The organism is Streptomyces sp. NPDC053755, assembly GCF_040677675.1.
GTDB lineage: Bacteria > Actinomycetota > Actinomycetes > Streptomycetales > Streptomycetaceae > Streptomyces.
On sequence record NZ_JBFASK010000001.1, the window covers coordinates 199,559 to 206,215 of the forward strand.

Genomic DNA, 6,657 nt, shown 5'->3' on the forward strand with positions numbered 1-6,657 from the left:
CGGGATTCCGGGCCCACAGCCCACCATTCGGCGGTAGGAAGGGCAGGCACCACGTGCACCGCACGTCACAGAAGGACACGAGCGTCGCTGAGCTGAACAGAGGAGTTCCCCGGTGAGCCAGCAGCCGGAGATGCAGCCGCCGCAGCCGCCTCCGGGGCAGCACGGGCAGCAGGGGCAGCGGGGGCGGGCGGGACTGCCCGGAGAACCCGCCGCGTCCCGTGACCTGACCGGGGCACCCTTCCCGCTCGGCGACTGGGGCGAGCCCGCCGAACGGCTGGACGAGCTGTACCGGTGGGTCGAGACGAACGCCCTGCGCACGGCGGAGTGGTACCTCTCCGACCGCGCCCGCAAGCGCCGCTGCGCACGCGCGCTCCGGGTCGGTACGGCGCTGGGCGTCATCGCGGGCGCGGCGCTGCCGCTCCTCGACCTGACGGGGGTCGCGGCGCACGGGGCGGCCGGGTGGGGCTACCTGTCCCTGCTGCTCGCGGCGGCCTGTCTGGCGTGCGACCGGTACTTCGGGCTGACGTCCGGCTGGATAAGGGACGTGGCGACGGCCCAGGCGGTGCAGCGCAGGCTCCAGGTGCTGCAGTTCGACTGGGCGTCCGAGAACGTGCGCGAGGTGCTCGGGCCGACGGAGGGGACGGCCAGTGAGGCGGCGGAGCGGTGCCTGGGGGTGCTGCGGCGCTTCTCGGAGGACGTGACGGAGCTGGTGCGGGCCGAGACGGTGGACTGGATGGTCGAGTTCCGTTCCGGTCCGGCGCCGCTGGCCCTGCAGTCGGTCGGCACGGGCCCCTCCCGTCCGGACGCCGGCCCTCCGGCGCCCCGCTTCCCGCTGCCCCCGGGCACCCGCCCGAACATGCCGAGGCAGCGCCCGCCGGAGCCGCGCTGACCGGAGGGGCGCCGATCGCCGCGCGCCCCTCCGCCGGACCCGGGACGGATCAGCTGAGGATGATCATCGATCCCTGCCCGAGGCTCCGCGTCGCCGCCGCGTGCAGCCCCAGCCACACGTGACGCTCCCGGGCGAACGGATTGTCGTCGTACGCGACGGGCACCGCCGGTTCCTCCAGCGAGGTCGGCCGCTCCGGCGGCAGCGGCGCGGCCGGCGGGTTGGACGGATCGATCCCGATCGCCGGCGCCACGAACTCCAGCTCGCGCAGCAGCCCCTGCGAGGACCCGAGCGGGCCTCCGCCCTCCAGGAGCTCGTCGTTGGAGAGGGGGGCCGGGAAGTCCACGGGGACGTACGCACCGGCGTGGTCGTAGTGCCAGACGAGGTGGGACTGCTGCGCGGTCGTCTCGAACATCTCCAGGAGCTGCTCGTAGTCCCCGCCGAGTTCGTCGACCGGCTCGACGGGGAGGCCGCAGATCTGCAGCAGGTAGGCGCGGCGCAGGAAGTGGAGGGCGTCGTAGTCGAATCCGGCGACGGGCGCCACGTCACCGGAGAGCCCGGGCATGTAGGCGAACACGGGGACGGTGGGAAGGCCGGACGCGGTGAGGGCCTTGTCGTAGGCGGCGATCTCTTCGGCGAAGGGGTTGTCGGGGCTGTGGCACAGCACGTCGACAAGGGGGACCAGCCACAGGTCACAGGCCAAGGGAGGCTCGCTCTCCGTCAGTTGCAGGGACGGCCAGGGTAATCGGCGTCGGACACGCCGCACACCCGCTGGTGACCTGCCCGTGGAGGCCCCGGGTCAACCCGCCTGCCGGTCCAGGCGGTCCGCCCACTCCAGCGACTGCGCGTTGTGCGCTCGTACGTAGGCGACCGCCGCCTGCGCGTCCCCGCGGGTGATGGCGTCGACGAGGTCCACGTGTCCGCTCCACAGCCAGCCCAGCCGGTCCCGGTCGGAGCGGAGGTACGGCACGGAGAACACCCACGCCTGGACGCGCAGCCGGTGCAGGAAGTCGGCGATGTAGTCGTTCGCGGCGACCAGCCGGCCCAGTTCGCGCCAGTAGCGGATGTCGTAGCCGATGAGGATGTCCAGATCACCGGCGCGGGCCGCCCGCGCCGCCGCCTCGCCGCGGCGCCGTACGGAGACGAGGGCGACGCCGATGCCCACGTCGGGCACGGCGGCCGTGAGCGGAGCCGGTGCGGGGGCGTGACGGCGGAAGATGCCGTCGACGACGAGCATCCGGGCCTCGACCATGCCGCGGTAGTCGTCGACCGTGAACTGGTGCACGCGGAAACCGCGGTGCTGGTCGGAGTCGAGGAGCCCCTGCGCGGACAGGTCGACCAGGGCCTCGCGGACCGGCGTCGCCGACACCCCGTACTGCTCGGCGATCTGCTTGACGGTGAACTCCTGGCCCGGTTGCAGACGCCCAGCGAGGACCTCGTCACGGAGCGCGTCCGCGATCTGCCGCCGCAGGGTGTTGCGGGTGACAGCTGCGCTCGCGGCCATGATCGTCGGCCCCCTCCGTCCGGCTTGGGACACCCTAGACCAGACGGAGGGACCCCCGGAGCGGCCGCTTCGGGCCGCGGTCCGGTGGTTACGCGGTGTGCTCGTCGGCCACGCTCAGCGCCGCGTCGAGGGCGGCGAGGCCCTCCTTGGCCTCCGCCTCGGAGACGTTGCAGGCGGGTACGGCGTGGGTGCGGTTCATGTTGACGAAGGGCCACAGACCGTGCTTCTTGGCCGCCGCGGCGAAGGCCGCCATGGGGGCGTTCGCCTCGCCCGTCGCGTTGTACGGGACGAGCGGCTCGCGCGTCTCCTTGTCCTTCACCAGGTCGAGCGCCCAGAAGACGCCCATGCCTCGGACCTCGCCGACCGACGGATGGCGCTCGGCGAGCTCGCGCAGGCCCGGGCCGAGGACGGTCTCGCCGATGCGGGCGGCGTGCTCGACGACCTTCTCGTCCTCCATGACCTGGATCGTGGCGACGGCGGCGGCGCAGGCCAGCGGATGCCCGGAGTAGGTCAGGCCGCCGGGGTAGGGCCGCTTGTCGAACGTCGCGGCGATCTCGGCGCTGATGGCGACACCGCCGAGGGGCACGTAACCGGAGTTGACGCCCTTGGCGAAGGTCATCAGGTCGGGCACGACGCCGAAGTGCTCGGCGGCGAACCACTTTCCGGTGCGGCCGAAGCCCGCCATGACCTCGTCGAGGACGAAGACGATGCCGTACCTGTCGCAGATCTCGCGGACCCCGGCGAGGTAGCCGGGCGGCGGGGTCATGATGCCGGCGGTGCCGGGGACGGTCTCCAGGATGATCGCGGCGATGGTGGCCGGACCCTCGAAGGCGATGGTGTCCTCCAGGTGCGCGAGCGCCCGCTCACACTCCTGCTGCTCCGTGGTGGCGTAGAACGGCGACCGGTAGAGGAACGGCGCCCAGAAGCGCACGACGCCGGACGAGCCGGTGTCGGAGGCCCAGCGGCGCGGGTCGCCGGTGAGGTTGATCGCGGTGGAGGTCGCGCCGTGGTACGAGCGGAAGGCGGAGAGCACCTTGGGGCGGCCCGTGTGCAGACGGGCCATCCGGACGGCGTTCTCGACGGCCTCGGCACCGCCGTTGGTGAAGAAGATCTTGTCCAGGTCGCCGGGGGTGCGCTCGGCGATGAGGCGTGCGGCCTCGGAGCGTACGTCGATGGCGAAGGCGGGCGCAAAGGTGGTGAGCTTCGCGGCCTGCTCCTGGATGGCGGCGACCACACGGGGGTGCTGGTAGCCGATGTTGGTGTAGACGAGGCCGCTGGTGAAGTCGAGGTAGCGGTTGCCGTCGTAGTCCCAGAAGTACGAACCCTCGGCGCCGGCGACGGCGAGCGGATCGATCAGGCCCTGGGCGGACCAGGAGTGGAACACGTGCGCGCGGTCGGCGGCCTTCACGGCCGCGCCGGCCTGGGGGTCGGGTTCGACATGAGGGGTCATGGGCCCAGGGTAAGGACGCGCAGGTCGGAGCGGCCATGACCATCTTGTCCACCGAGACCGACCGGGACGCGACACCTTGTGAGGCGGTCGGCGGCGCGGGCGGACCGAGGAGACCCATTGACAGTAAGCTGTCGAAATGACAGCCTACTGTCATAAGGCACGGCACCGACTCCGCAGGAGGCCCGACATGCCCCGCACCGTCCATCTCGCCGTCTACGACACCCTCGCCGACTGGGAGACGGGCCACGCCACGGCCTGGCTCGCCCGCGCCGGCCACGAGATCCGTACCGTCGGCCCCACCACCGCCCCGGTCACCACCCTCGGCGGGCTGCGCGTCACCCCCGACCTGGCCCTCGACGACCTGCGGCCGGAGGACACCGCGCTCCTGATCCTCCCGGGCGCCGACCTCTGGGACACCGGCGACGCGCTCGCCCCCTTCGCGGCCAAGGCCCGCGCGCTCCTCGACTCCGGCACGCCGGTCGCGGCGATCTGCGGCGCCACCGCCGGCCTCGCCCGCGAGGGCCTCCTCGACGACCGCGCCCACACGAGCGCCGTCTCCTTCTACCTCGCCGCCACCGGCTACAAGGGGGCCGCCCACTACGTCGAAGCGGACGCCGTCACCGACAGGGGCGCCGACGGCGCCGGCGACCTGATCACCGCAGGACCGACCGAGCCGGTCGCCTTCGCCCGCGAGGTGCTGGGCAGGATGGCCGCCTTCGAGGGCGAGAAGCTCGACGCCTGGTACCGCCTCTTCCACGACTCGGACCCGGCGGCGTACGAGACACTCAACGCGCAGGACGAGGGTGAGGCCGCGGACGGGAGCGCCGACGCGGCGACGGGCGCGGCCGAGGAGTCGGGGCGGTCGTGAGCCGGGAGCAGCAGGACGCCCTCTCGCGGACCGCGCTCGGGGTGTTCCGTCTGAACGGTCAGTTCCTCGCCGTGTCGGAGAGGCTGGCCGAGCCCGCGGGACTCACGGCGGCCTGGTGGCAGGTGCTGGGGGCGGTCCTCCGGGAGCCGCTGCCGGTCGCCGGGATCGCCCGGGCCATGGGCATCACCCGCCAGAGCGTCCAGCGGATCGCGGACCTCCTCGTGACCCGGGGGCTCGCGGTGTACGAGCCGAACCCGGCCCACCGCCGCGCCAAGCTCCTCACCCCGACCGCCGAGGGCCGGGCGGCGATCGGCCGCATCGATCCCGGCCACGCGGAACTGGCGGGGCGTCTGGCGGCGGAGCTGGGCGGGCCGGCGGCGCTCGCGGAGACGGCGCGGGTCCTCGACCGGCTGTCGGCGGCGCTGGAGGCGGTCGAGGCGAGCGGTCCGCCCGCTCCCCCGGCCGGTGCGGAGCCCTCGTCGGGGGCCCCGTCGCCCGGATGACTTCCGCTTCGGTCGCCCGCGCCGCGCCGGGCGGGCGTGTGGAGGGGGCGTCGGCCCCCTCCACGGAGCCGCGCGAGGCGCGGCCGTCACGACCTCAGCAGTACAGGTTGGCACCCGTCGGCACGCCCAGGATCTGGGTGAACTGCTGGTACTTGCTCACCCGGCTCTGGACCTGGGCGGGGTTCTTGCCGTCGCACTCCAGGGCGCCGTTGATGGAGCGGATCGTCTGGCCGAAGCCGGCGCCGTTGACCATCGCGTTGTGGCCGGTCATCGTGCCGGGACCGTTCTGGGTGTTCCAGTACCAGAGGCCGGTCTTCCAGGCGACGGCGGACTCGCGCTCCACGCGGTACGGGTTGTTGAGCAGGTCGATGCCGAGCGCGTCACCGGCGGCCTTGTAGTTGAAGTTCCAGGAGAGCTGGATGGGGCCGCGGCCGTAGTAGGCGGCCTGGCCGGCGGGGCAGCCGTAGGGCTGGCCCTGGTCGCAGTAGTGGGGGTAGTTGGCGGTGTTCTGCTCGACGATGTGGACCAGTCCGCCGGTCTCGTGGCTGACGTTGGCGAGGAAGGCCGCGGCCTCCTGCCTCTTCACGGTGTCGCTGCCGGTGTTCGAGAAGCCCGGGTAGGCGCTGAGGGCCGCCGTCAGGCCGCTGTACGTGTAGAAGGAGTTCCGGCTCGGGAACATCTGGTTGAACTGGGCCTCGCTGACGACGAATCCGGAGGTGGGCGGCGGGGTCGTACCACCGCCGCCGCACGTGCCCTCGTCGCGCCAGACGTCGGAGGAGCCCGGGCGTTCGTTCTGGGTCCACCACTTGGCGAACCAGTTGTGGCCGTTGTAGGAGGCGGTCATCCCGCCGGTGTAGACGCTGGAGGAGTTCCACGCGGCCACACAGGCGGGCGCCGCGCCCGCCGACGCGACGGGGAGGAAGACGGCCAGTCCGACGGCCGTACAGAGAGCGGACACGAGTATGAGCAGGCGTCGCAGCATGCGCTCGTCCTTCCGTGGGGGAAGGCCAAGCGAAGCGGCTTTGGTCTGGACCTGTCAAGGTCTAGACCAAAATTCGTGACACTCGCCCGCCGCCTCCCAGCGCGACGGCAAGGGCTCCAACATGCTTGCCGGCAGGGCCCGTTCGGATCCGGCAGGGCTCCCATCAGCTCGTTCGGGACGCCGTCGCGGATCCGTCGCGGATCCGTCGAGGTTCCGTCGAGGCGCTGGAGGTGCGCACGGCCGTCCGGGATCAGGGTGACGACATCGCGGTGGCGGTCCTCGGGGGCGGGGGTCCGCTCGACACGGCCGCCTCGTACGGCCGCGGGGCCGGGCCACGGGCGGCAGATCCGCCACCCGGCCCGGCGCCCCCGGTCCCGGCCCGGGCCACCCGGCCCGGCGCCCCCGGTCCCGGCCCGCCCGGGCGCCCCAAGCCGGGCTTCTCCGGCCAGGAGCGCGGGCACCCC

The 6,657-nt window shown here is 73.0% G+C and carries 8 protein-coding genes; 4 read left to right on the forward strand and 4 right to left on the reverse strand.

Translation table 11 applies throughout. The annotated features are described in order from the left end of the window. The first annotated feature begins 112 nt into the window (after positions 1-112). Positions 113-889 carry an SLATT domain-containing protein gene (locus tag AB0K65_RS00870; RefSeq protein ID WP_365712895.1) on the forward strand — a complete coding sequence of 259 codons (777 nt, stop codon included), beginning with the start codon at positions 113-115 and terminating at the stop codon, positions 887-889. 49 nt (positions 890-938) lie between these two features. Here the strand turns inward: AB0K65_RS00870 and AB0K65_RS00875 are convergent, their stop codons facing one another. The 3 genes from AB0K65_RS00875 to AB0K65_RS00885 all read right to left on the reverse strand — a co-directional run bounded on the left by AB0K65_RS00875 (position 939) and on the right by AB0K65_RS00885 (position 3,840). Next, the gene (locus AB0K65_RS00875; RefSeq protein ID WP_365712897.1) at positions 939-1,589 is read right to left on the reverse strand and encodes a hypothetical protein; all 651 of its coding nucleotides are present in this window, start codon (positions 1,587-1,589) and stop codon (positions 939-941) included. Between the two features lie 96 nt (positions 1,590-1,685). Further along, a complete protein-coding gene (locus tag AB0K65_RS00880) occupies positions 1,686-2,390 on the reverse strand; it encodes a GntR family transcriptional regulator (RefSeq protein WP_365712899.1) in 705 nt (234 codons plus the stop codon). Between the two features lie 88 nt (positions 2,391-2,478). After that, complete coding sequence (locus tag AB0K65_RS00885; RefSeq protein WP_365712901.1) at positions 2,479-3,840, reverse strand: aspartate aminotransferase family protein; 1,362 nt, start codon at positions 3,838-3,840, stop codon at positions 2,479-2,481. 187 nt (positions 3,841-4,027) lie between these two features. Between AB0K65_RS00885 and AB0K65_RS00890 the strand changes: the two genes are divergently transcribed. Further along, complete coding sequence (locus AB0K65_RS00890) at positions 4,028-4,708, forward strand: DJ-1/PfpI family protein (RefSeq protein WP_365712903.1); 681 nt, start codon at positions 4,028-4,030, stop codon at positions 4,706-4,708. Then, a complete protein-coding gene (locus AB0K65_RS00895; protein WP_365712905.1) occupies positions 4,705-5,211 on the forward strand; it encodes a MarR family transcriptional regulator in 507 nt (168 codons plus the stop codon). The genes AB0K65_RS00890 and AB0K65_RS00895 overlap by 4 nt, the downstream gene beginning before the upstream one ends. Before the next feature lie 94 nt (positions 5,212-5,305). Here the strand turns inward: AB0K65_RS00895 and AB0K65_RS00900 are convergent, their stop codons facing one another. Next, a complete protein-coding gene (locus AB0K65_RS00900) occupies positions 5,306-6,193 on the reverse strand; it encodes a glycoside hydrolase family 19 protein (protein ID WP_365712907.1) in 888 nt (295 codons plus the stop codon). A gap of 230 nt (positions 6,194-6,423) precedes the next feature. On the opposite strand from AB0K65_RS00900, the gene AB0K65_RS00905 reads away from it, so the two are divergent. After that, a partial coding sequence (locus AB0K65_RS00905; protein WP_365712909.1) for a hypothetical protein occupies positions 6,424-6,657 on the forward strand: 234 nt, incomplete at its 3' end.